The sequence below is a fragment of the Cellulomonas sp. T2.31MG-18 genome (assembly GCF_964266755.1).
In the GTDB taxonomy this organism is placed as follows: domain Bacteria; phylum Actinomycetota; class Actinomycetes; order Actinomycetales; family Cellulomonadaceae; genus Cellulomonas.
This window is the reverse complement of the sequence record NZ_CAXWGW010000001.1, coordinates 891245-913491: the sequence shown is the minus strand read 5'-3', so window position 1 is coordinate 913491 and position 22247 is coordinate 891245. Positions and strand designations below refer to the sequence as shown.

At 70.5% G+C, this 22247-nt stretch carries 15 protein-coding genes; 1 reads left to right on the top strand and 14 read right to left on the bottom strand.

What is annotated here, in order from left to right; all coding sequences use genetic code 11:
* From rplC to ACFQTY_RS04145, 13 genes are all read right to left on the bottom strand, one after another.
* A complete protein-coding gene (gene rplC / locus ACFQTY_RS04205) occupies positions 1–660 on the bottom strand; it encodes a 50S ribosomal protein L3 (RefSeq protein ID WP_291758114.1) in 660 nt (219 codons plus the stop codon).
* A 22-nt stretch (positions 661–682) separates the two neighbouring features.
* Complete coding sequence (rpsJ, locus tag ACFQTY_RS04200; RefSeq protein WP_263729699.1) at positions 683–991, bottom strand: 30S ribosomal protein S10; 309 nt, start codon at positions 989–991, stop codon at positions 683–685.
* 428 nt (positions 992–1419) lie between these two features.
* Entirely contained in the window at positions 1420–2613 is a 1194-nt protein-coding gene (gene tuf / locus ACFQTY_RS04195; protein WP_291758112.1) for an elongation factor Tu, read from the bottom strand.
* 122 nt (positions 2614–2735) lie between these two features.
* A complete protein-coding gene (gene fusA, locus ACFQTY_RS04190) occupies positions 2736–4838 on the bottom strand; it encodes an elongation factor G (RefSeq protein ID WP_378097672.1) in 2103 nt (700 codons plus the stop codon).
* A gap of 84 nt (positions 4839–4922) precedes the next feature.
* Positions 4923–5393: a 30S ribosomal protein S7 gene (gene rpsG, locus ACFQTY_RS04185; protein WP_263729702.1), complete on the bottom strand. Its 471-nt coding sequence runs from the start codon at positions 5391–5393 to the stop codon at positions 4923–4925.
* A gap of 5 nt (positions 5394–5398) precedes the next feature.
* The gene (gene rpsL / locus ACFQTY_RS04180) at positions 5399–5767 is read right to left on the bottom strand and encodes a 30S ribosomal protein S12 (RefSeq protein ID WP_263729703.1); all 369 of its coding nucleotides are present in this window, start codon (positions 5765–5767) and stop codon (positions 5399–5401) included.
* A 425-nt stretch (positions 5768–6192) separates the two neighbouring features.
* Positions 6193–10062, bottom strand: coding sequence for a DNA-directed RNA polymerase subunit beta' (locus ACFQTY_RS04175; protein WP_378097667.1), 3870 nt, complete (start codon positions 10060–10062; stop codon positions 6193–6195).
* 118 nt (positions 10063–10180) lie between these two features.
* Positions 10181–13687: a DNA-directed RNA polymerase subunit beta gene (gene rpoB / locus ACFQTY_RS04170; protein ID WP_378097664.1), complete on the bottom strand. Its 3507-nt coding sequence runs from the start codon at positions 13685–13687 to the stop codon at positions 10181–10183.
* A gap of 534 nt (positions 13688–14221) precedes the next feature.
* Entirely contained in the window at positions 14222–14611 is a 390-nt protein-coding gene (gene rplL / locus ACFQTY_RS04165; RefSeq protein ID WP_263729706.1) for a 50S ribosomal protein L7/L12, read from the bottom strand.
* Positions 14612–14695: 84 nt separating this feature from the next.
* Positions 14696–15229, bottom strand: coding sequence for a 50S ribosomal protein L10 (rplJ, locus tag ACFQTY_RS04160; protein ID WP_291758107.1), 534 nt, complete (start codon positions 15227–15229; stop codon positions 14696–14698).
* A gap of 268 nt (positions 15230–15497) precedes the next feature.
* Positions 15498–18125: a CHAT domain-containing protein gene (locus ACFQTY_RS04155; protein WP_378097660.1), complete on the bottom strand. Its 2628-nt coding sequence runs from the start codon at positions 18123–18125 to the stop codon at positions 15498–15500.
* 4 nt (positions 18126–18129) lie between these two features.
* Positions 18130–18633 (bottom strand): carboxypeptidase regulatory-like domain-containing protein, encoded by a 504-nt coding sequence (locus ACFQTY_RS04150; RefSeq protein WP_378097657.1) that lies wholly within the window; start codon positions 18631–18633, stop codon positions 18130–18132.
* Positions 18630–19259 carry an RNA polymerase sigma factor gene (locus ACFQTY_RS04145; protein ID WP_291758103.1) on the bottom strand — a complete coding sequence of 210 codons (630 nt, stop codon included), beginning with the start codon at positions 19257–19259 and terminating at the stop codon, positions 18630–18632. Before ACFQTY_RS04145 ends, ACFQTY_RS04150 begins: the two co-directional genes overlap by 4 nt.
* A 403-nt stretch (positions 19260–19662) precedes the next feature.
* Between ACFQTY_RS04145 and ACFQTY_RS04140 the strand changes: the two genes are divergently transcribed.
* Positions 19663–21303 carry a peptidase S32 gene (locus tag ACFQTY_RS04140; protein WP_378097654.1) on the top strand — a complete coding sequence of 547 codons (1641 nt, stop codon included), beginning with the start codon at positions 19663–19665 and terminating at the stop codon, positions 21301–21303.
* Positions 21304–21499: 196 nt separating this feature from the next.
* Here ACFQTY_RS04140 and rplA read toward each other — a convergent pair whose 3' ends face one another.
* Entirely contained in the window at positions 21500–22216 is a 717-nt protein-coding gene (gene rplA / locus ACFQTY_RS04135) for a 50S ribosomal protein L1 (protein ID WP_378097651.1), read from the bottom strand.
* Between the last annotated feature and the right edge of the window lie 31 nt (positions 22217–22247).

Below are 22247 nucleotides of genomic sequence, written 5' to 3'. Positions count from 1 at the left end.
TCACGCACCCTTCACAGCGGTACGCACGAGGACCACGCCGCCCTTGGGGCCGGGGACGGCGCCCTTGACGAGCAGCAGACCCCTCTCGGCGTCGACCGCGTGCACGGTCAGGTTCTGAACGGTCTGACGGGCGTTGCCCATCCGGCCGGCCATCCGCATGCCCTTGAAGACGCGCGACGGGGTGGACGCCCCGCCGATCGAGCCGGGCTTGCGGTGGTTGCGGTGCGAACCGTGGGAAGCGCTGACGCCCTTGAAGCCGTGACGCTTCATCACACCGGCGGTGCCCTTGCCCTTGGTGGTGCCGGAGACGTCCACCGACTGGCCCGCCTCGAAGGCGGTCGCGGTCAGCTCCTGGCCGACCGAGTAGTCGGCGGCGTCCGCCGTGCGGATCTCGGCCACGTGCCGGCGGGGGGTGACCCCGGCCTTCTCGAAGTGGCCCTTGAGCGGCTTGGTGACCTTGCGCGGGTCGATCTGGCCGTAGGCCAGCTGCACCGCGACGTAGCCGTCGGCCTCAGCGGAGCGCACCTGCGTCACGACGTTCGTACCGACCTCGACGACCGTGACGGGGACGAGGCGGCCTGCCTCGTCCCACACCTGAGTCATGCCGAGCTTGGTGCCGAGCAGCGCCGTGACCGGGCGAGCGGTCTGCTGGGTTGCCATGAAGATCAGTCCTTCCCAGCGATCAGAGCTTGATCTCGATGTTCACGTCCGCAGGCAGGTCGAGACGCATGAGCGAGTCGACGGCCTTCGGCGTGGGGTCGATGATGTCGATCAGCCGCTTGTGCGTGCGCATCTCGAAGTGCTCGCGGCTGTCCTTGTACTTGTGGGGCGACCGGATGACGCAGAAGACGTTCTTCTCCGTCGGCAGCGGCACCGGGCCCACGACCTGCGCACCAGCTCGGGTCACCGTGTCGACGATCTTGCGCGCCGAGCTGTCGATGACCTCGTGGTCGTAGGACTTGAGCCGGATGCGGATCTTCTGTCCCGCCATGGCGTCGTCTACTTCTCTCTCTTCGAAACCGGTCTGTCCGACCCCCGCACTCGGGCGTGTCGCATTGAGCGACACACTCTCGCGCTGCGCACCGTCAGGTGCTAGGTCAGTGGTTGCGGTCGAGCCCCTCACCGCCGGGTGACCCCGGGGTCCGTGGGCTCTCCACGTCGTCGCGCCCGCACGTCTGCGGCGCGCGAACGCACCACACCCCAGCGGGCAACCCCGACAGTCTGCCAGACGCTCACCCGATTGACCAAACCCGGATGGGCACCGACTGCGTCACACGCGGAGCAGCCCGGACGCGGACGCCGGAGCGACGACCCCGGACGCCCGACGATCTCCCGCGGACCGGCACCGGACGACAGAAGGGCCCGGGTGCGGCGTGCGCACCCGGGCCCTCTGCGTCGATCAGCCCCGAGGGGCGGTGATCACTTGATGATCTTGATGACCCGGCCCGAGCCGACGGTCCGGCCACCCTCACGGATGGCGAAGCCGAGGCCCTCCTCCATGGCGATGGGCTGGATCAGCTGGACGCTGATCTCGGTGTTGTCGCCGGGCATGACCATCTCGGTGCCCTCGGGCAGCGTGATGACGCCGGTGACGTCCGTGGTCCGGAAGTAGAACTGCGGACGGTAGTTCGAGTAGAACGGGTTGTGACGGCCACCCTCGTCCTTGGCGAGGATGTAGACCTGGCCCTCGAACTGGGTGTGCGGGGTGATCGAGCCCGGCTTCACGACGACCTGGCCACGCTCCACCTCCTCGCGCTTGGTGCCGCGGAGCAGCAGACCCGTGTTGTCGCCGGCCTCGGCGTAGTCCAGGGTCTTGCGGAACATCTCCACGCCGGTGACCGTGGTCTTGATCGACTTCTCCTTGATACCGACGATCTCGACCTCCTCGTTCACCTTGAGGCGACCGCGCTCCACACGACCGGTCACGACGGTGCCGCGGCCGGTGATGGTGAAGACGTCCTCGATCGGCATGAGGAACGGCTTGTCGATGTCGCGCACCGGGTCCGGCACGTTCTCGTCGACGGCGTCCAGCAGGTCCTCGACGGACTTGACCCACTGCGGGTCGCCCTCGAGCGCCTTCAGCGCGGAGACGCGGATCACCGGGACGTCGTCGCCCGGGAAGCCCTGCGAGGAGAGGAGCTCGCGCACCTCGACCTCGACGAGCTCGAGGATCTCCTCGTCGTCCACCATGTCGGACTTGTTCAGCGCGACCAGCAGGTAGGGGACGCCGACCTGACGGGCGAGCAGCACGTGCTCACGCGTCTGGGCCATCGGGCCGTCGGTGGCGGCGACCACCAGGATGGCGCCGTCCATCTGCGCCGCACCCGTGATCATGTTCTTGATGTAGTCGGCGTGCCCAGGGGCGTCGACGTGCGCGTAGTGGCGCTTGTCGGTCTGGTACTCGACGTGCGCGATGTTGATGGTGATACCGCGCTGCTTCTCCTCCGGCGCCTTGTCGATCTCGTCGAACGGCGTGAAGGGGTTCAGGTCCGGGTGCTTGTCGTGCAGCACCTTCGAGATCGCGGCGGTCAGCGTCGTCTTGCCGTGGTCGACGTGACCGATGGTCCCGATGTTGACGTGCGGCTTGGTCCGCTCGAACTTCGCCTTGCCCACTGGGTGTCCTCCTCAGGACTTGGTAGAGATTGCCCGTCGTCGCCTACGAACGGTAGCCGACGAGCGTGCGGTCCTCCGGGTCGGGTGTGTTGCTGGTACTGCGAGGGGTCGACCCTCGGGACTCACTCGCCCCGGGTCTTCTTGATGATCTCTTCGGCCACGTTGCGAGGAACCTCGGCGTAGCTGTCGAACTGCATCGAGTACACCGCACGACCCTGGGTCTTCGACCGCAGGTCGCCGACGTACCCGAACATCTCCGAGAGCGGGACGTGCGCACGCACGACCTTCACGCCGGTGGCGTCCTCCATCGACTGGATCATGCCGCGGCGGGAGTTCAGGTCGCCGATCACGTCGCCCATGTACTCCTCGGGCGTACGCACCTCGACGGCCATGATCGGCTCGAGCAGGGCCGGGTCGGCCTTGCGCGCAGCCTCCTTCAGGACCATCGAACCGGCGATCTTGAAGGCCATCTCGGACGAGTCGACCTCGTGGTAGGCACCGTCGAGCAGGATCGCCTTGACGCCGACCATCGGGAAGCCGGCCAGCACGCCCTGCTGCATGGCGCTCTGGATGCCCTGGTCGACCGACGGGATGTACTCGCGCGGGATGCGACCACCGGTGACGGCGTTCTGGAACTCGTAGACCTCGCCCTCGGCGGTGTCCAGCGGCTCGAAGGACAGCTGGACCTTGGCGTACTGGCCCGAACCGCCGGTCTGCTTCTTGTGGACGTACTCGATCTTGTCCACCTTGCGGCGAATGGTCTCGCGGTACGCCACCTGCGGCTTGCCGACGTTCGCCTCGACCTTGAACTCGCGACGCATGCGGTCGACGAGGATGTCGAGGTGGAGCTCGCCCATGCCGCCGATGACGGTCTGGCCGGTCTCGTCGTCCAGGCGCACCCGGAACGTCGGGTCCTCCTCGGCGAGCTTCTGGATGGCCGTGGACAGCTTCTCCTGGTCAGCCTTCGTCTTCGGCTCGATCGCCACGTCGATGACGGGCTCGGGAAAGGTCATGGACTCCAGGACCACCGGCGAGCTCGGGTCGGAGAGGGTGTCACCGGTGGTGACGTCCTTCAGGCCGATGAACGCGTAGATGTGGCCGGCCTGGGCCTCGTCGACCGGGTTCTCCTTGTTGGAGTGCATCTGGAACAGCTTCCCGATGCGCTCCTTCTTGCCCTTGGTCGAGTTGAGCACCTGGGCCCCCTGCGCCACCTTGCCGGAGTACACCCGGACGTAGGTGAGCTTGCCGAAGAACGGGTGCGCGGCGACCTTGAACGCGAGCGCGGAGAACGGCTCCGTCGCGTCGGCGTGACGCTCGATGACGACCGACTCGTCCTTGACGTCGTGACCCTCGATCGAGGGGACGTCCAGCGGCGACGGCAGGTAGTCGATGACGGCGTCGAGCATGGGCTGCACGCCCTTGTTCTTGAACGCCGACCCGCACAGCACCGGGTACGCCTCGGACGAGATCGTCAGCTTGCGGATGCCCGCCTTGATCTCGGCGACGGTGAGCTCCTCGCCGGAGAGGTACTTCTCCAGCAGCTCCTCGTCGGTCTCGGCGACGGCCTCGATCAGCTCGGCGCGGTACTGCTCCGCGCGCTCGACCAGGTCGGCCGGGATCTCCTCGACGTCGTACTTCTCGCCGAGCGCCGTCTCGCCGCGCCACACCAGCGCGCGGTTCTCGACCAGGTCGACGACACCGATGAACTGGCTCTCCGAGCCGATCGGCAGCTGGATGACCAGCGGGCGGGCCTTCAGGCGGTCGACGATCGTCTTGACCGTGAAGTAGAAGTCGGCGCCGAGCTTGTCCATCTTGTTGACGAAGCAGATGCGCGGCACGTCGTACTTGTCGGCCTGGCGCCACACCGTCTCCGACTGGGGCTCCACGCCCTCCTTGCCGTCGAACACCGCCACCGCGCCGTCGAGCACGCGCAGCGAACGCTCCACCTCGACGGTGAAGTCGACGTGGCCAGGGGTGTCGATGATGTTGATCTGGTTGTTCTTCCAGAAGCAGGTCGTCGCGGCGGACGTGATGGTGATGCCGCGCTCCTGCTCCTGCTCCATCCAGTCCATCGTGGCGGCGCCCTCGTGGACCTCACCGATCTTGTACGTGATGCCTGTGTAGTACAGGATCCGCTCGGTCGTGGTGGTCTTGCCGGCATCGATGTGCGCCATGATGCCGATGTTGCGGACCTTGGTCAGGTCGGTGAGCACGTCGAGTGCCACGTTGTGTACGCCCCTTGTCGGTTGGCTCGGGTGGTCGGGCGGGGCGGCAGCCACGTGGGCCGCCGCCCCCCGACCCGCCGGTTGTTACCAGCGGTAGTGCGCGAAGGCGCGGTTGGACTCGGCCATCTTGTGCATGTCCTCGCGGCGCTTGACCGCGGCACCGAGGCCGTTCGATGCGTCCAGGATCTCGTTCATGAGGCGCTCGGTCATCGTCTTCTCGCGACGGGCGCGGGAGAAGTCGGTGAGCCAGCGCAGGGCCAGGGTGGTGGCGCGCACCGGGCGCACCTCGACCGGGACCTGGTAGGTGGCACCGCCGACACGACGGGACTTGACCTCGAGCGCGGGGCGCACGTTGTCGAGCGCGCGCTTCAGCACGACGACGGGGTCGCCGGAGGTCTTCTCGCGGACGCCCTCGAGGGCGCCGTACACGATGGACTCAGCGACGGTCTTCTTGCCGTCCAGCAGCACCTTGTTGATGAGCTGGGTGACGACGGGAGACCCGTAGACCGGGTCGACGACGAGCGGCCGACGGGGGGCCGGACCCTTGCGAGGCATTGGACTCAGCCCTTCTTCGCGCCGTAGCGGGAGCGCGCCTGCTTGCGGTTCTTGACGCCCTGCGTGTCGAGGGCACCACGGACGATCTTGTAGCGGACGCCGGGAAGGTCCTTCACACGGCCGCCGCGCACCAGCACGATCGAGTGCTCCTGCAGGTTGTGGCCGACGCCCGGGATGTAGGCCGTCACCTCGACCTGCGAGGACAGGCGCACGCGCGCCACCTTGCGCAGGGCCGAGTTCGGCTTCTTCGGGGTCGTGGTGTAGACGCGGGTGCACACACCGCGTCGCTGGGGGGAGCCCTTGAGGGCAGGCGTCTTCGACTTGTTCGTCTTCGCCTGCCGGCCCTTGCGGACCAGCTGCTGGATCGTGGGCACTGCGTCTCCGTCTGTCGATGGATCTCTGGTCGACCGGACCCGTCACCCAGGACGGCCGGCAGGTTCCCGGATCGACGCTCGTCGCGCGACTACCCCGGCTGGTCTAGCGTCCCGCACCGACCCCCGCGCCCGGGCGTGTCGACCCGGTCCTCCGCGGCGCGGACCAGGACGGGGTCCTGGTCGGTCGTGACGGTCGGGCTGTCACCCGGTGCCGCTGCCACCGCCTCGGAGCTGGTCCGAATCAGCGGCGCGATGCGTGCACGCACAAGGGCCCGACGACGCGGGCACGGTGTCCCAGGCTACCTGGCGGCCGAACAGGCGTCAAAGCAGCACGTGGGACGACGTGCCGGCAGGGCCGGCACCGTGCAGGTGCGCCGAGGGGCCCACCGGCGAACCGGCAGGCCCCTCGGGCGATGCGATCGACGTCAGCGGTAGTCGCCGAAGTCGATGTCCTCGAGCGGGATCGCGTCGCCGGTCCCCATGCCGAGGGCCGGGAAGTCGATCTCGTCGTAGCCGAAGGCCGGGTAGAGCTCGGCCTTCGCCTCCTCGGTCGGCTCCACCGCGATGTCCCGGTACCGGGCGAGCCCGGTGCCGGCGGGGATCAGCTTGCCGAGGATGACGTTCTCCTTCAGGCCGAGCAGCGGGTCCGACCGGCTCGACATCGCAGCCTCGGTCAGCACCTTGGTGGTCTCCTGGAAGGAGGCCGCCGACAGCCACGAGTCCGTGGCCAGCGACGCCTTGGTGATGCCCATCAGCTCCGGACGGCCGGACGCCGGCTGGCCACCCTCGGACACGGCCTTGCGGTTCGCGTCCTCGAAGCGCCCACGCTCGGACAGCTCGCCCGGCAGCAGGTCGGTGTCGCCCGAGTCGAGGACGGTCACCCGGCGCAGCATCTGCCGGACGATGACCTCGATGTGCTTGTCGTGGATGTCCACGCCCTGCGAGCGGTAGACCTCCTGGACCTCGTCCACCAGGTGCTTCTGCGTAGCCCGCGGGCCGAGGATGCGCAGCACCTTCTTGGGGTCGACGGCACCCAGGACCAGCTGGGTGCCGACGGAGACGTGGTCCCCGTCCGCGACCAGCAGGCGCTGACGCTTGGTCACCGGGATGGAGATCTCCTCCGACCCGTCGTCCGGCGTCAGGACGATCCGGCGGGACCGGTCGCCCTCCTCGATCGCGATGCGGCCCGAGAACTCCGCGATCGGCGCCTCACCCTTGGGGGTGCGGGCCTCGAAGAGCTCCTGGACACGCGGCAGACCCTGCGTGATGTCCTCCGCCGAGGCGACACCACCGGTGTGGAACGTACGCATCGTCAGCTGCGTGCCGGGCTCACCGATCGACTGGGCGGCGATGATGCCGACCGCCTCGCCGATGTCGACGAGCTTGCCGGTGGCGAGCGAACGGCCGTAGCACTTGGCGCACGTGCCGACCCGCGACTCGCAGGTGAGCACGGAGCGCACCTTGAGCTCGGTGACGCCCGCCTCGAGCAGCCGGTCGAGCAGCACGTCGCCGACGTCGTCACCGGCGTGGCCGATGACCTCGCCGTCGATCTCGATGTCGGTGGCCAGCGTGCGCGAGAAGACCGAGGTCTCCACCTTGTCGTGCCGGCGCAGAGTGCCGTCGCCGGCGTCCACCCCGATCGGCATGGTCAGGCCGCGCTCGGTGCCGCAGTCCAGCTCGCGGACGATGACGTCCTGCGACACGTCCACCAGACGACGCGTGAGGTAGCCCGAGTCGGCGGTCCGCAGAGCGGTGTCCGCCAGACCCTTGCGGGCACCGTGCGTCGCGATGAAGTACTCCAGGACCGACAGGCCCTCGCGGTAGTTCGCCTTGATGGGCCGAGGGATGATCTCGCCCTTCGGGTTGGCCACCAGACCACGCATGCCGGCGATCTGCCGGACCTGCATCCAGTTGCCTCGAGCACCCGAACCCACCATGCGGTAGACGGTGTTGCGCGCCGGGAAGTTCGCCTGCATCGCCTTGGCGACCTTGTCGGTCGCCTCGGTCCAGATGTTGATGAGCTCCTGACGACGCTCGTCGTCCGTGATCAGACCCTTGTCGTACTGGCCCTGCACCTTGGCGGCGCGCGCCTCGTTCTCCTCGAGGATCGCCTTCTTCTCCGTCGGCGTGGCGACGTCGGAGATGGCGATGGTCACGCCCGAGCGGGTGGCCCAGCGGAAGCCGGCCTCCTTCAGGGCGTCGAGCGACGCGGCGACCTCGACCTTCGGGTACCGCTCGGCCAGGTCGTTGACGATGGCCGAGAGGCGCTTCTTGTCGACGACGCCGTTCTCGTACGGGTAGTCCACCGGGACCAGGTCGTTGAACAGCGCACGGCCGAGGGTGGTCTCGAACACCAGGGGCTCGCCCTGCGTCCAGCCCTCGGGCACCCGCTCCTCGTCGAGGACCAGGCCGTCCATGCGGATCTTCACGACCGCGTTGAGGTCGAGCGTGCCCTGGTCGAAGGCCATGATCGCCTCGGACACCGAGCTGAACGCGCGGCCCTCGCCCTTGGCACCCGGCCGGTCGGACGTCAGGTGGTACAGGCCGATGATCATGTCCTGGGTCGGCATGGTCACCGGACGGCCGTCCGACGGCTTGAGGATGTTGTTGCTGGACAGCATGAGGATGCGGGCCTCGGCCTGCGCCTCGGCGCTCAGCGGCAGGTGCACGGCCATCTGGTCGCCGTCGAAGTCGGCGTTGAACGCGCCGCAGACGAGCGGGTGCAGGTGGATCGCCTTGCCCTCGACCAGCTGGGGCTCGAACGCCTGGATGCCGAGACGGTGCAGCGTGGGCGCACGGTTCAGCAGCACGGGGTGCTCGGTGATGACCTCCTCGAGCACGTCCCACACGACCGGGCGGGCACGCTCGACCATGCGCTTGGCGCTCTTGATGTTCTGCGCGTGGTTGAGGTCGACCAGCCGCTTCATGACGAACGGCTTGAACAGCTCGAGCGCCATCTGCTTGGGCAGGCCGCACTGGTGCAGCTTGAGCTGCGGACCGACGACGATGACCGAACGGCCGGAGTAGTCGACGCGCTTGCCGAGCAGGTTCTGGCGGAACCGACCCTGCTTGCCCTTGAGCATGTCCGAGATGGACTTGAGCGGGCGGTTGCCCGGACCCGTCACCGGACGGCCGCGGCGGCCGTTGTCGAACAGCGAGTCGACGGCCTCCTGGAGCATCCGCTTCTCGTTGTTGACGATGATCTCGGGCGCGCCGAGGTCGAGCAGCCGCTTGAGGCGGTTGTTCCGGTTGATCACGCGGCGGTACAGGTCGTTCAGGTCGGAGGTGGCGAACCGGCCACCGTCGAGCTGGACCATGGGACGCAGGTCCGGCGGGATGACCGGGACCGCGTCCAGCACCATGCCGGTCGGCGAGTTGTTGGTCGTCAGGAACGCGTTGACGACCTTGAGGCGCTTGAGGGCACGCGTCTTGCGCTGGCCCTTGCCCACGCGGATCGTCTCGCGCAGCGACGCGGCCTCGGCGTCGAGGTCGAAGGCCTCCAGGCGCTTCTTGATCGCCTGGGCGCCCATCGAGCCCTCGAAGTAGTTGCCGTACCGGTCCTGCAGCTGCCGGTAGAGCATCTCGTCGCCCTCGAGGTCCGCGACCTTGAGGTTCTTGAACCGGTCCCAGACGGTCTCGAGGCGCTCGAGCTCGGTGTCGGCACGCTTGCGCAGCTGCGCCATCTCGCGCTCGGCGGAGTCGCGCACCTTGCGGCGGGCGTCCGCCTTGGCACCCTCGGCCTCGAGCTCGGCCAGGTCGGCCTCGAGCTTGGCCGCGCGGGTGTTGATGTCGTTGTCGCGGCGGTCCGCGATCTCCTTCTTCTCCAGGTCGATCTCGTTCTGGAGGTTCGGGAGGTCCTCGGCACGGCCGTCCTCGTCCACCCACGTGATCATGTAGGCGGCGAAGTAGATGACCTTCTCCAGGTCCTTCGGCGCGAGGTCGAGCAGGTAGCCCAGGCGCGACGGGACACCCTTGAAGAACCAGATGTGCGTCACGGGGGCGGCCAGCTCGATGTGGCCCATGCGCTCACGGCGCACCTTGGACCGGGTCACCTCGACGCCGCAGCGCTCGCAGATGATGCCCTTGAAGCGCACGCGCTTGTACTTGCCGCAGTAGCACTCCCAGTCCCGGGTGGGACCGAAGATCTTCTCGCAGAACAGGCCATCCTTCTCCGGCTTCAGGGTCCGGTAGTTGATGGTCTCGGGCTTCTTCACCTCACCGTGCGACCAGGCACGGATGTCGTCGGCCGTGGCCAGGCCGATGCGCAGCTCGTCGAAGACGTTGACGTCGAGCAAGGGGTCCTACTTCCTTCGCATGCCGGCCTCGCGCTGTGCGGGCCGACGGACGGAATGGTGCAAGGGGTGCGGGCTGACGGTGCGGGCCCCCGGGCAGGGGCCCGCACCGGGCTCGTCGTCAGATCTCTTCGACGCTGCTCGCGTTGGGGCGCCGGGACAGGTCGATGCCGAGCTCCTCCGCCGCGCGGTAGACCTCGTCGTCGTTCTCCTTCATGTCGATGGAGACGCCGTCGCTGGACAGCACCTCGACGTTCAGGCAGAGCGACTGCATCTCCTTCAGCAGCACCTTGAACGACTCGGGGATGCCCGAGTCGGGGATGTTCTCGCCCTTGACGATCGCCTCGTAGACCTTCACGCGGCCCGGGACGTCGTCGGACTTGATGGTGAGCAGCTCCTGCAGCGTGTACGCGGCGCCGTACGCCTCGAGCGCCCACACCTCCATCTCGCCGAACCGCTGGCCACCGAACTGGGCCTTACCGCCCAGAGGCTGCTGCGTGATCATCGAGTACGGACCGGTCGAACGGGCGTGGATCTTGTCGTCGACCAGGTGGTGCAGCTTGAGGATGTACATGTAGCCGACGGCCACCGGGTCCGGGAACGGCTCGCCGGAGCGGCCGTCGAACAGCCGGGCCTTGCCGTCGTGGCCGACCATGCGCTCGCCGTCGCGGTTCGGCAGCGTGGCGCCGAGCAGGCCGGTGAGGGTCTGCTCCGGGACGCCGTCGAACACGGGGGTGGCGACCGGGGTGCCGGGAGCCGACTTGGCGGCGATGGCCGGGACCTCGTCCCGCCACTGCACGTCGCCCTCCGCGAGCGAGATGTCCCAGCCCTGCTTGGCGATCCACCCGAGGTGGACCTCGAGCACCTGGCCGACGTTCATGCGGCCGGGCACACCCATCGGGTTCAGGACGATGTCGACCGGCGTCCCGTCCTCGAGGAACGGCATGTCCTCGGGGGGCAGGATGATCGAGATGACGCCCTTGTTGCCGTGACGACCGGCCAGCTTGTCACCGGCGGTGATCTTGCGGCGCTGGGCGATGTACACCCGGACCAGCTCGTTCACGCCGGCGGGCAGCTCGTCGCCGTCCTCGCGGTTGAAGGTCCGCACCTCGATGACCGTGCCGGACTCGCCGTGCGGCACCTTCAGGGACGTGTCGCGGACCTCGCGGGCCTTCTCGCCGAAGATCGCGCGCAGCAGGCGCTCCTCCGGGGTCAGCTCGGTCTCGCCCTTGGGGGTGACCTTGCCGACCAGGATGTCGCCGGCGTTGACCTCGGCGCCGATGCGGATGATGCCCCGCTCGTCGAGGTCGGCCAGCACCTCCTCGGAGACGTTCGGGATGTCCCGCGTGATCTCCTCGGGGCCCAGCTTGGTGTCGCGGGCGTCGACCTCGTGCTCCTCGATGTGGATCGAGGAGAGCACGTCCTCCTGCACCAGGCGCTGGCTCAGGATGATCGCGTCCTCGTAGTTGTGGCCCTCCCACGACATGAACGCGACCAGCAGGTTGCGACCGAGCGCGAGCTCGCCGCCGTCGGTCGCCGGGCCGTCGGCCAGCACGGAGCCGGCCTCGACGCGGTCGCCCTCGTTGACCAGGACGCGCTGGTTGTAGCTCGTGCCCTGGTTGGAACGACGGAACTTGGCCACGCGGTAGGAGCCGGTGGTGGCGTCGTCGTGCGCGATGGTGATCAGGTCGGCCGAGACCTCGGAGACCACACCCGGCTTCTCGGAGACGATGACGTCGCCCGCGTCGACCGCCGCACGCCACTCCATGCCGGTGCCGACCAGCGGCGCCTCGGAACGGACCAGCGGCACGGCCTGGCGCTGCATGTTCGCGCCCATGAGGGCACGGTTGGCGTCGTCGTGCTCGAGGAACGGGATCAGCGCCGTGGCGACGGAGACCATCTGCCGCGGGGAGACGTCCATGTAGTCGACGTTCTCGCCGGCGACGTACTCGATCTCGCCGCCCTTGACGCGGACCAGCACGCGCTCCTCGGCGAACGTGTTGTCCGCCTTCAGCTCGGCGTTGGCCTGCGCGATGACGTGGCGGTCCTCGTCGTCGGCGGTGAGGTAGTGCACCTCGTCCGTGACGACACCGTTGACGACCTTGCGGTACGGGGTCTCCACGAAGCCGAACGGGTTGATCCGGCCGTAGGTCGCGAGCGAGCCGATCAGACCGATGTTCGGACCCTCGGGGGTCTCGATCGGGCACATGCGGCCGTAGTGCGACGGGTGGACGTCACGGACCTCCATGCCGGCGCGGTCGCGGGACAGACCACCCGGGCCCAGGGCCGACAGACGCCGCTTGTGCGTCAGCCCGGCGAGCGGGTTGTTCTGGTCCATGAACTGCGACAGCTGGCTGGTGCCGAAGAACTCCTTGATGGAGGCGACGACCGGCCGGATGTTGATCAGGGTCTGCGGCGTGATCGCCTCGACGTCCTGGGTGGTCATCCGCTCGCGGACGACGCGCTCCATCCGGGACAGGCCCGTGCGGACCTGGTTCTGGATCAGCTCGCCGACGGCGCGGATGCGCCGGTTGCCGAAGTGGTCGATGTCGTCCGTCTCGACGCGGACCTCGATCGCCTCACCGTTGCGCACGCCCGCCATCGAGGTGCGGTCGATGTGCAGGCTGGCCAGGTACTTGATCGTGGCGACGATGTCCTCGCGGGACAGCACCGAGTCGCTCAGCGCGGCGTCGCGGCCCAGCTTCTTGTTCAGCTTGTAGCGGCCGACCTTCGCCAGGTCGTAGCGCTTGGGGTTGAAGTAGAAGTTGTCCAGCAGCGCACGGCCGGCCTCGACCGTCGGCGGCTCGCCCGGGCGGATCTTGCGGTACAGGTCGAGCAGGGACTCGTCCTGCGTCTGCACGTGGTCCTTGTCCAGCGTGTCGAGCACGGCCGGGAAGTCCGCGAACTCGGCACGGATCTCGGAGTCCGTCATGCCGAGCGCCTTGAGCAGCACGGTGGCGTTCTGCTTGCGCTTGCGGTCGACGCGCACACCGACGTTGTCGCGCTTGTCGATCTCGAACTCGAGCCAGGCCCCGCGGCTCGGGATCATCTTCGCGGTTAGGACGTCCTTGTCGCTGGTCTTGTCGGCGACGCGCTCGAAGTACACGCCCGGCGAGCGGACCAGCTGGGAGACGACGACACGCTCGGTGCCGTTGATGATGAACGTGCCCTTGTCGGTCATCAGCGGGAAGTCGCCCATGAACACGGTCTGGCTCTTGATCTCACCAGTCGTGTAGTTGACGAACTCCGCCGTGACGAACAGCGGTGCGGCGAAGGTGAAGTCCTTCTCCTTGCACTCGTCGGCCGTGTACTTCGCCGGCTCGAAGCGGTGCTCGCGGAAGGAGAGAGACATCGAACCGCCGAAGTCCTCGATCGGGGAGATCTCCTCGAAGATCTCCTCCAGACCGGCGGTCTGCGGGACGTCCTGACGTCCCGTCTCGAGCGCGGCGGCCACCCGGGCCTGCCAGCGCTCGTTGCCGAGCAGCCAGTCGAAGCTCTCGGTCTGCAGCCCGAGCAGGTCCGGCACCTCGAGAGGCTCGGAGATCCTGGCGAAGGAGATGCGGCGAGAAGCGGTGCGAGTGGCGATGGCGTCGGCGGAGGGTGCAGAAGGGGTGCGCGAGGCAGCCAAGAGGGGTCCTTCCCTGCGGATCGAGTGCACGCTGCGCCGGTCCCGGCGAGATACGACCCCCCGGCCTCGGAACCACCCGGCGTCGCGCACGAACGACGAAAGGAAGGCTCGGGTTATACGGGATCGCGGACACAGGCCAGCGCAAAGCGCGAGCATACTCGCTTCGGCGCGCGCCGTCCAGCCGCGCACTCCCTCGTACACTCTCCGGTCGCTGCCCCGCGACCGACCACCACGCCCCCGACCCGATCGGCCGTGGACCTCAGGACACCGATGCCGGCGCCGTTGCCGTCCCCCCGCTGTCCCGCACGCTCACTCGTCGTGCTCCCGGCGGGCGAGCCCGACGGGTGCGACCCGGTGAGCCATGAGGCCCGGTCCGGTGTCGCCGCGCCCATGATGGCACACGACGGTCCGCGTCGCCGCAGGCGCCCCTCGATCGGTGGACAGGAACGCCGGGCACGACGAGGGCCCGCCCCCGGTGCGGGGACGGGCCCTCGTGCTGTCGGCGGCCGCGTCAGCGCGCGACCGCCGAGGGGCTCACTTGACCGAGACGGTCGCGCCAGCGCCCTCGAGGGCGGCGACGGCCTTGTCCGCGGCCTCCTTGTTGACACCCTCGAGAACCGGCTTCGGGGCGCCGTCGACGAGGTCCTTGGCCTCCTTCAGGCCGAGGCTCGTCAGGGCGCGCACCTCCTTGATGACCTGGATCTTCTTGTCGCCGACGGTCTCGAGGACGACGTCGAAGGAGGTCTTCTCCTCGACCTCCTCGGCCTCGGCGGCGCCACCGGCGGCCGGCGCGGACGCGACGGCGACGGGGGCGGCGGCGGTGACCTCGAAGGTCTCCTCGAACGCCTTGACGAACTCGGACAGCTCGATGAGCGTGAGCTCCTTGAACGCGTCGATGAGCTCGGCGGTGGACAGCTTCGCCATGGTGGCGGTTCCTTCCGTGTGGGCCCGCCGGTCGCGGCGACCGGCGGTGATGCTGGGATTACGGGGTACGGCCGGAGCGGAAGCTCAGGCCGCGGACTGCTCGGACTCGTCGCGCTTGGCGCGCAGGGCCTCGACGGTGCGGACGGCCTGGGCCGCCGGCGCCGTGAACAGGTAAGCGGCCTGGTAGAGCTTGGCCTTCATCGCGCCGGCCGCCTTGGCCAGCAGAACCTCGCGGGACTCGAGGTCCGCGAGCTTGGTGACGTCCGCCGCGGTCAGGGAGCGGCCGTCGAGCACGCCCCCCTTGATGACCAGGGCGGGGTTCGCCTTGGCGAAGTCACGCAGACCCTTGGCGGTCGCAACCGGGTCACCGGTGACGAAGGCGATGGCGGACGGGCCCTTCAGCTCGTCCGCAAAGCCCTCGAGCCCGGCGTCCCTGGCCGCGATCGCGGTCAGCGTGTTCTTCACCACGGCGTAGTTCGCGTTACCGCTGAGCGCCTTACGCAGCGACTTGAGCTGCGCGACGGTGAGCCCGCGGTACTCGGTCAGCAGGGCCGCGTTCGACCCACGGAACTGCTCCGTGAGCTCAGCGACCGCGGCTGCCTTGTCCGGCCTCGCCATGACGATCCTTCCGATGGTGGTGCCGCCGGTCTCCAGACGCACGACGAGCCCCGGCGCAGGCGCGGGGCTCGGACGGACTGCGCGCACGACGGCGCGGGACCGGGAACACTCACCTGCGCCGGTCTCCGCGTGAGCGGGACTTCGGACGACGGGTCGGTCCCGCGGGGCGGGCACGACGAGCCGACGACCGGCGGTCTTGGGCGCGTCAACGGTACGGCACGGTTCGGTGACAGCCAAATCCCGGTCGGCCGACCGGGTGGCGCGGGGTTCAGACGGGGGCGCCGAACACCTGCAGGGGGACGTGCTGACCGGTGACGGCCAGGTCCTCGGCCGTGGCCCGGGCCAGAGCAGGGGCGATCGCCTCCCCGTCGCGGAGCAGCTGGTGCGCCCGCGTCATCACCCGTATCGCCGTGTCGTCGGGCAGCGGCGCCGTCGCGGCGACCACGGCACCGACACCCGTCCGCAGCAGCACGCTCGCCATGCCGAGCGCCTCGCCGCCGGCGCGCACGCTCGTACGTCCGACCTCGCACGACGAGAGGACCACCAGGTGCGGCGGGCTGCCACCGCCGTCGAGCTCGTGCGCGAACAGCGGACCGTCTGCCAGGCGGACCGAGGAGAACAGCGGGTTGTCCGGCTCGTGCCGGCCGTGGGCGGCCAGGTGCACGATCCCCGGGGACCCGAGCAGCTCGACCATCCGGCCGACGGTCGCCTGCTCCCCGACCAGCGCGCTGGCGGCCGGCCACAGACCGGCGACCCGGCGGGCCTCGTCCTCACCGTGCACCAGGCCCGGTCCCGCGGCGGCTGTCACCCGTTCCGGACGGCGCGGCGCTGCGCCCGCGTGGGTGAGCCAGTGGCGCACCGAGGGCGCCACCACCGTCGGCAGACCACGCCGTGCCGGCAGCATCGCCCACGGCACCAGGCCGAGCCACCCGCCGGCGACGACGACCAGCTCCGCACCGCCCTCGTCGACGATCGCGCCCAGCGTGCGCTGCAGCGCCTCGAGCCCCTCGCCCAGGGACCGGGCTGCCGCCCCCCGCAGGTCGCGCGGGACGAGCGGGTTGGCGAGCACCTCCAGGTCCGCGTGCACCCGGTGCACGTGCTCCCGCAACGGCGCGGCATCGCCGAGCCTGCGGAGACGCAGGCCCGAGCCATCGGCGCGCACCCCGAGCACCTCGCCGCGGTGCTCGACCACGTCCACCAGGACCGCACCGGGGTGGTCGGACAGCGCGCGCCGGACCTCCGCCGAACGAGCCGCACGGTCGTCCGCCAGACGACCCTGCTCGTGCCACGAGCGCGCCAGGATCTCGTGCTGCAGGCGACGGCTGTCGGCCAGCAGCCGGTCACGTCCGGGGTCGCTGGCCGGACGGCCCTGGAGGTTGCGGTTCTCGGCGACCAGCTGGCGCAGCTCCGTGAGCAGGGTCGCGGTGACGGGATCCTCCGGCGGCGTGACCCGCGGTGTGCCGCCGATCACCGCGCGGACCCGCTCCACGGCGTCCAGCACCGATCCCGGGCGGCCGGTGGCCGTTGCGAGCTGGAGGTCGAGGTCGGCCAGGGCGGTGCCGTGCACCGCGCCGGCCGTGCGCAGGTCGAGAGAGCCGAACCGGGCCCGGTGCACGCGCAGGTCCCGCTGGCCGGCGCGCACGTCGCGGACCGCGGCCTCGCGTCGGCCCGCCGCGAGCTGGAGGAGGGCTCGGACACGGCGCGCCTGGAGCCGTACCGCGATCGGCGCCTCGACCGGCACGGGGCCGAGCAGCTCGAGCGTCGCCGCCGGATCGTCGCAGGCACCGCGCGCGAGATCGGCCTCGACCCGCAGGCACGCGGCACTCAGCGCCCACAGCGGTCGCCCGGTCTGCCGGCACAGCTCCTCGACGCGAGCGGCCCGGCGCGACACCGAGGCCCACCGTCGGCGCAGCGCGGCATCACGCTCAGGTGCCGCGGCCAGGAGAGCCGCGTCCGCCTGCAGCTCCCCGAGCGTCGCGCGCACCACCCACGTCTCGTCGCCCCTGCGGCGGAAGAGGTGCCGCGCCACAGCCGCGTGCTGCCGAGCCGCCGCCGAGTCGCCCCGCACGGCGGCGCACTCCGCCCGGCCCAGCTCGCACTCCCCCACGTCGTGCGGCAGGTGCTGGTCCGCAAACTGGGCGGCCGCCTCGGCGAAGGTGCGGTCCGCGACCTGGACCAGGCCGGCCTCGAGCAGCACCAGGGCGCGGTCGAGGAGCGCGATCGGCCACTGCCCCGGCATCGTGCGGGCGGCCGCCTCCATTCGCGCCAGCGCCTGCGGCAGCCGCCCGGCGTAGAGCTCCAGGTGACCGCGGTTGTGCTCCGCCTTGAACTGCAGGCGGGCGAACCCCTCGGCCCGCGCCCGCCGGGCGCACTCGGCGTAGTCCGCGCGCGCCTGCCCGAGCTCGCGACGCTCGGCATGGACGACGCCGCGGTTGAGCAGCATGCGGCAGGCGTCCAGCGGCTCGGCGTCGGCGATGTGCGTCACAGCGGTGTCCAGCCAGGTCAGCGCCTCGTCGAGCCGGCCCGCGCGCAGCGCGAGCAGACCATGCAGGCCGGCCACCGCGGGACGCAGGCCCGGCCACCCGGCGCCGGACGCCTGCGACCGCTGGGTGGCCTGGGCCTCCACCATCTCGTCGAGCCGCTGGACCGTGGCGTCGGCGCTGCCCTGCGTCTCGAACTCGCTGCGGGCCAGCTCCATCAACGCCCATGCGCGCACGCGCACCACGTCCGGGTCCCGGTCCGGAACGGCGTCGAGCGTCCGCAGCACCGGGAGCAGACGACGGCGGGCTCGCGCCGGCCGCCCTTCGGCGTTCTCCCGTTCCGCCTCGCGCACGCGCAGCGTCAGCTCCGCCAGGTCCGGCGACCCGGCCTGCGCCGGGGCACCGGTGGGGCACATCCGGCTACAGCTCGATCTGCGGGGTCACGATCGGCACGGTGGGCTCGGCCGGACGGCGCAGGACGAATCTCGCCGGTCCCCGCTCCACGTCCGAGAAGGAGAACCTGCCGTCCGCGTTCGAGCTGGTCACGACGACGTCGCCGTGCTGGTGCAGCTCGACCGTCAGCAGTCCCGCCGGGGCGGCCCAGCCGTCCACCCGCAACCGGTCCCCCTCCGGGTGCACGGACACCATCACCGTCAGCACGTCGGTGGTGAACGTGATGGTGCCGGCCTCGATGCTGGTCTCGTCGGCGCGTACCGCACCCGCGGCCTCGCCGACCAGGTGCAGCTCGGCGACCTCCGCGTGCAGGGCCTCGACGGTCAGCGCGATGCCGATCCGTTCCACCAGGCCCGCCGGGACGGGGTCGACCGCGTCGACCAGGGCGTCGAGCCGGCGCAGCACCTCGAGGTCGAGCTCGTCGAGCGGGGCGTCGGCGAGGGCCTCGAGCTCGCGGCCGTCGGCGTTCACACCAGGCTCCACGTGGGATCGGAGGTGAGTGCCTGGCGGAGCTTGGCCAGGCAGCGGCCGCGCGTCGGCCCGATGCTCCCGACCGGCATCCCGAGGGAGCGCGACACGACGGCGTAGTCGGGTCGGTCGACCGTCGCCACCAGCCCGAGCAGCTGCCGGCAGCGCTCGGGCAGCTCCCGCACGTGCCGCCACAGCGCCCGGTCGCGCTCGTCGCGCACGGCGACGACGTCGGGCAGCTGGTCCAGGGGGGCGGCGAGCCAGTCCGTCACCGTCTCGTCCTGCTGCTGGCGCACCAGCTCGTCGCGGCTGCGGCGCACCGTCCGCCATGCCGCCCGGCGCGCGGTGACGAGCATCCACTGCAGCGTCGCGCGGGGGTCGCGGATCGTCTCGATGTCGCGCACCAGCGTGAGCCAGACGTTCTGGACGACGTCCTGAGCCTGCTCGGGATCCGCACCCTGCGCGCGCACCGTGTGCCACAGCAGGGGTGTCATCACCTCGACGAGCTCGGCGAGGGGGGCACGGTCACCGGCGCGATAGGCCAGCACGGCGTGCGCCGCGCGCAGCGCGAGCCCTTGCTCCTGGTCGCGGAGCCCGGCCTCGACCGGTCCCACCACCTCGTCACTCATCATCGACCCCTCGCACGTGTCCTCGGCGGGTGGCCGCCCCTGCCGTGCAGACTAGGACGACCCGGACAACCCAGACAAGGACGCAAGGGACCTCCGGCCCGTCGCGGTGCCCGCTCGCGACGGCGTCGACGTCCCCCGCGTCCAGCCGCGTCGAGGGTCAGGAGCAGCACCGTCGCACGCAGATACACCGGCCCGGCGATCCCTCCGGCGAGAAGGCCCTGTATCTGGCACGCCGCGGGATGCTCCTGTCGATCGCGTGGCGCACCCGCGCCGCGCCTGAGCCATGAGGAGTGCGTACCCGATGACCGCACCGGAGCGACCAGTGCCCTCGAGCCCGTCGCCGACCGTCGCTCCTCCGCCGTCAGCGGCCGCCGAGCCGCCGGGGCGCGCCGAGGTGCGGCCGGTGAAGCGCGCAGCGGAGGACGCGCTGCTCGCCCGGCCCGGCGTCGTCGGTGTCGACATCGCGGAGAAGCTCACCGGTGGCCGACGCTCCGGCGTGCTGGCGATCGTGGTCCACGTCGAGGTGAAGCGCGGCGCCGACGAGCTCGGCCCCGGGGAGCGCATCCCCGAGCAGATCGAGGGCGTGCCGACCGACGTCGTGGTGCATCACGTCGGGCTCGAGCCGACGGCGACCCCGCCGGTCAGCCCGGAACGGTTCCGACCCCTCGCCGGCGGCATGTCGATCGGCCCCCTGGACCCCGTCACGCTGCCGTCCGACGAGGGCGCGAGGCTCCGCTCGGTGAACGGCACGCTCGGGCTGCTGGTGACCGAGCCCGGGACCGACCGCACGCTGGCCCTGACGAACTGGCACGTCGCCGCCGGCGACGGCCTCGAGGACGTCGGCAGCGTCTGGGTGCAGCCGGCGGTCGCCGACGGCGGGTCCCCGGCGGACCGGTTCGGCTCGCTGGCGCGCGGCGTGCTGACGGAACGTGTCGACGCGGCCGTGGTGGCCCTGGCGCCCGGTGCGCGGTGGACACCCGCCGTCGTCGGCATCGGAGCCGTGACGGGCTGGGCGTACGCGGAGGTCGGCACAGCCGTCCGCAAGCACGGCCGCACCACGGGGCTGACGTCCGGCGTGGTCGCCTCGACCGACCTGACCGTCAAGGTCGACTTCGGCCCCGGCACGGGCCCGAAGATCCTGCGCGACCAGCTGCGGATCGAACCTGCGCCCGGCACCTCGCGGTTCTCCGCCGGCGGCGACTCCGGCTCGGCGGTGGTCGACCTGCAGGGCCGGGTGGTCGGGCTGCACTGGTCCGCCGAGGACGACGGCAGCTTCGCCGTGTCCAGCCCCATCGACGTGGTCCTGGCGACGCTCGGGGTCCAGGTGGCCACACCCGCATCGGTCGCCGCGACCGCCGCACGACGCGCTGCGCAGGCGCGGCTGGTGGCGTCCATCCGGCGGGACGTCCTGCTGCCGCCGATCGAGGCGGCCTTCGGGATGGGTGACGGGGTCGGAGCGCGTCCGACGGCACCACGAGTCGGCGCGGCCACGGACGGCATGCGGACCGGAGGCCCGGGTGCGGGGCCGACCGACCGGGTCGGCGCCGCGCCGACCGGAGAGGACGTGACCTCGGCCGTGCGGCCGGAGGCCGCGACCGAGCCGTTCACCGAGCCGTTCACGGAACCGTTCACCGAGGCAGCGGCCCAGCCGTTCACCGAACCGTTCACGGAACCCTTCACCGAGCCGTTCACGGAGGCAGCGGCTCAGCCGTTCACCGAGCCGTTCACGGAGCCCTTCACCGAGCCGTTCACCGAGCCCTTCACGGAACCGTTCACCGAGGCAGCGGCCGAGCCGTTCACCGAACCCTTCACCGAGCCGGTCTCCGACGCAGCCGCCCAGCCGTTCACCGAACCGTTCACGGAGCCCTTCACCGAACCGGTCGCCGCCACCGTCACGGAACCGTTCACCGAGCCGTTCACCGAGGCCTCCGGAGTCTGGGCCGCCGACCCGGCCGTCCGTGCACGAGCGGTCGCCACGCTTCGGCTGCGCCGGGCGTTCTGGGAGGGCTGGATGGCAGGCCTGCGGCAGAGCCGGCGTCGATGACGCTCGCACCGCGCCGCCGCCCGCGCTGACCGTCGTGGTGGCCGAACGGCCCCGCAGGGGGAGGTCGTTCCGCCACCACGAGCACCGCCTGCCGCCACGCGGCGGGCGCCCCGGGCGGGCGGAGGGCCGCCCGGGAACGACGAAGGCCCGGTCCTTGCGGACCGGGCCTTCGTTCGTGCTGCGGGGAGGGCGACCGTCAGGCCGCGTCCTCCTCCGTGAGCCGACGCGTCTTGTTCTGGTCGAGCGGGATGCCCGGGCCGTTCGTCGTCGACATCGTCGCCTTGGAGATGTACCGACCCTTCGAGGCGGCCGGCTTGAGCCGGAGGATCTCCTCGAGCGCCGCGGCGTAGTTCTCCACCAGTTGCACGTCGGTGAACGACGTCTTGCCGATGATGAAGTTCAGGTTCGCGTGACGGTCCACGCGGAACTCGATCTTGCCGCCCTTGATGTCGGACACGGCCTTGGCCACGTCCATCGTCACCGTGCCGGTCTTCGGGTTCGGCATCAGGCCACGGGGACCCAGCACCTTGCCCAGACGGCCGACCTTGCCCATCAGGTCCGGCGTCGCCACGGCGGCGTCGAAGTCGGTGTAGCCACCGGCGACCTTCTCGATCAGCTCGTCGCCACCGACCTCGTCGGCGCCTGCGGCACGCGCCTGCTCGGCACGCCCACCGACGGCGAACACGACGACGCGGGCCGTCTTGCCGGTGCCGTTCGGCAGGTTCACCGTTCCACGGACCATCTGGTCCGCCTTGCGCGGGTCGACACCGAGGCGGAACGCGACCTCGACCGTGGACGGGTAGGACGTCGTCGACGTCTCCTTCGCCAGGCGCACCGCCTCGAGCGGGCTGTAGATGCGACCGGCCTCGATCTTCTCGAGAGCGGCGCGGTACTTCTTGCTGTGCTTGGCCATCTGCTTCTCCTTGTTCAGCAGTCGTGGTCGA

What these genes read in the sequence shown, in the direction of transcription:
- rplC (WP_291758114.1), bottom strand. Translation starts at nt 660, where the DNA reads ATGGCAACCCAGCAGACCGCTCGCCCGGTCACGGCGCTGCTCGGCACC.
- rpsJ (WP_263729699.1), bottom strand. Translation starts at nt 991, where the DNA reads ATGGCGGGACAGAAGATCCGCATCCGGCTCAAGTCCTACGACCACGAG.
- rpsG (WP_263729702.1), bottom strand. Translation starts at nt 5,393, where the DNA reads ATGCCTCGCAAGGGTCCGGCCCCCCGTCGGCCGCTCGTCGTCGACCCG.
- rplL (WP_263729706.1), bottom strand. Translation starts at nt 14,611, where the DNA reads ATGGCGAAGCTGTCCACCGCCGAGCTCATCGACGCGTTCAAGGAGCTC.
- rplJ (WP_291758107.1), bottom strand. Translation starts at nt 15,229, where the DNA reads ATGGCGAGGCCGGACAAGGCAGCCGCGGTCGCTGAGCTCACGGAGCAG.
- ACFQTY_RS04155 (WP_378097660.1), bottom strand. Translation starts at nt 18,125, where the DNA reads ATGTGCCCCACCGGTGCCCCGGCGCAGGCCGGGTCGCCGGACCTGGCG.
- ACFQTY_RS04145 (WP_291758103.1), bottom strand. Translation starts at nt 19,259, where the DNA reads ATGAGTGACGAGGTGGTGGGACCGGTCGAGGCCGGGCTCCGCGACCAG.
- rplA (WP_378097651.1), bottom strand. Translation starts at nt 22,216, where the DNA reads ATGGCCAAGCACAGCAAGAAGTACCGCGCCGCTCTCGAGAAGATCGAG.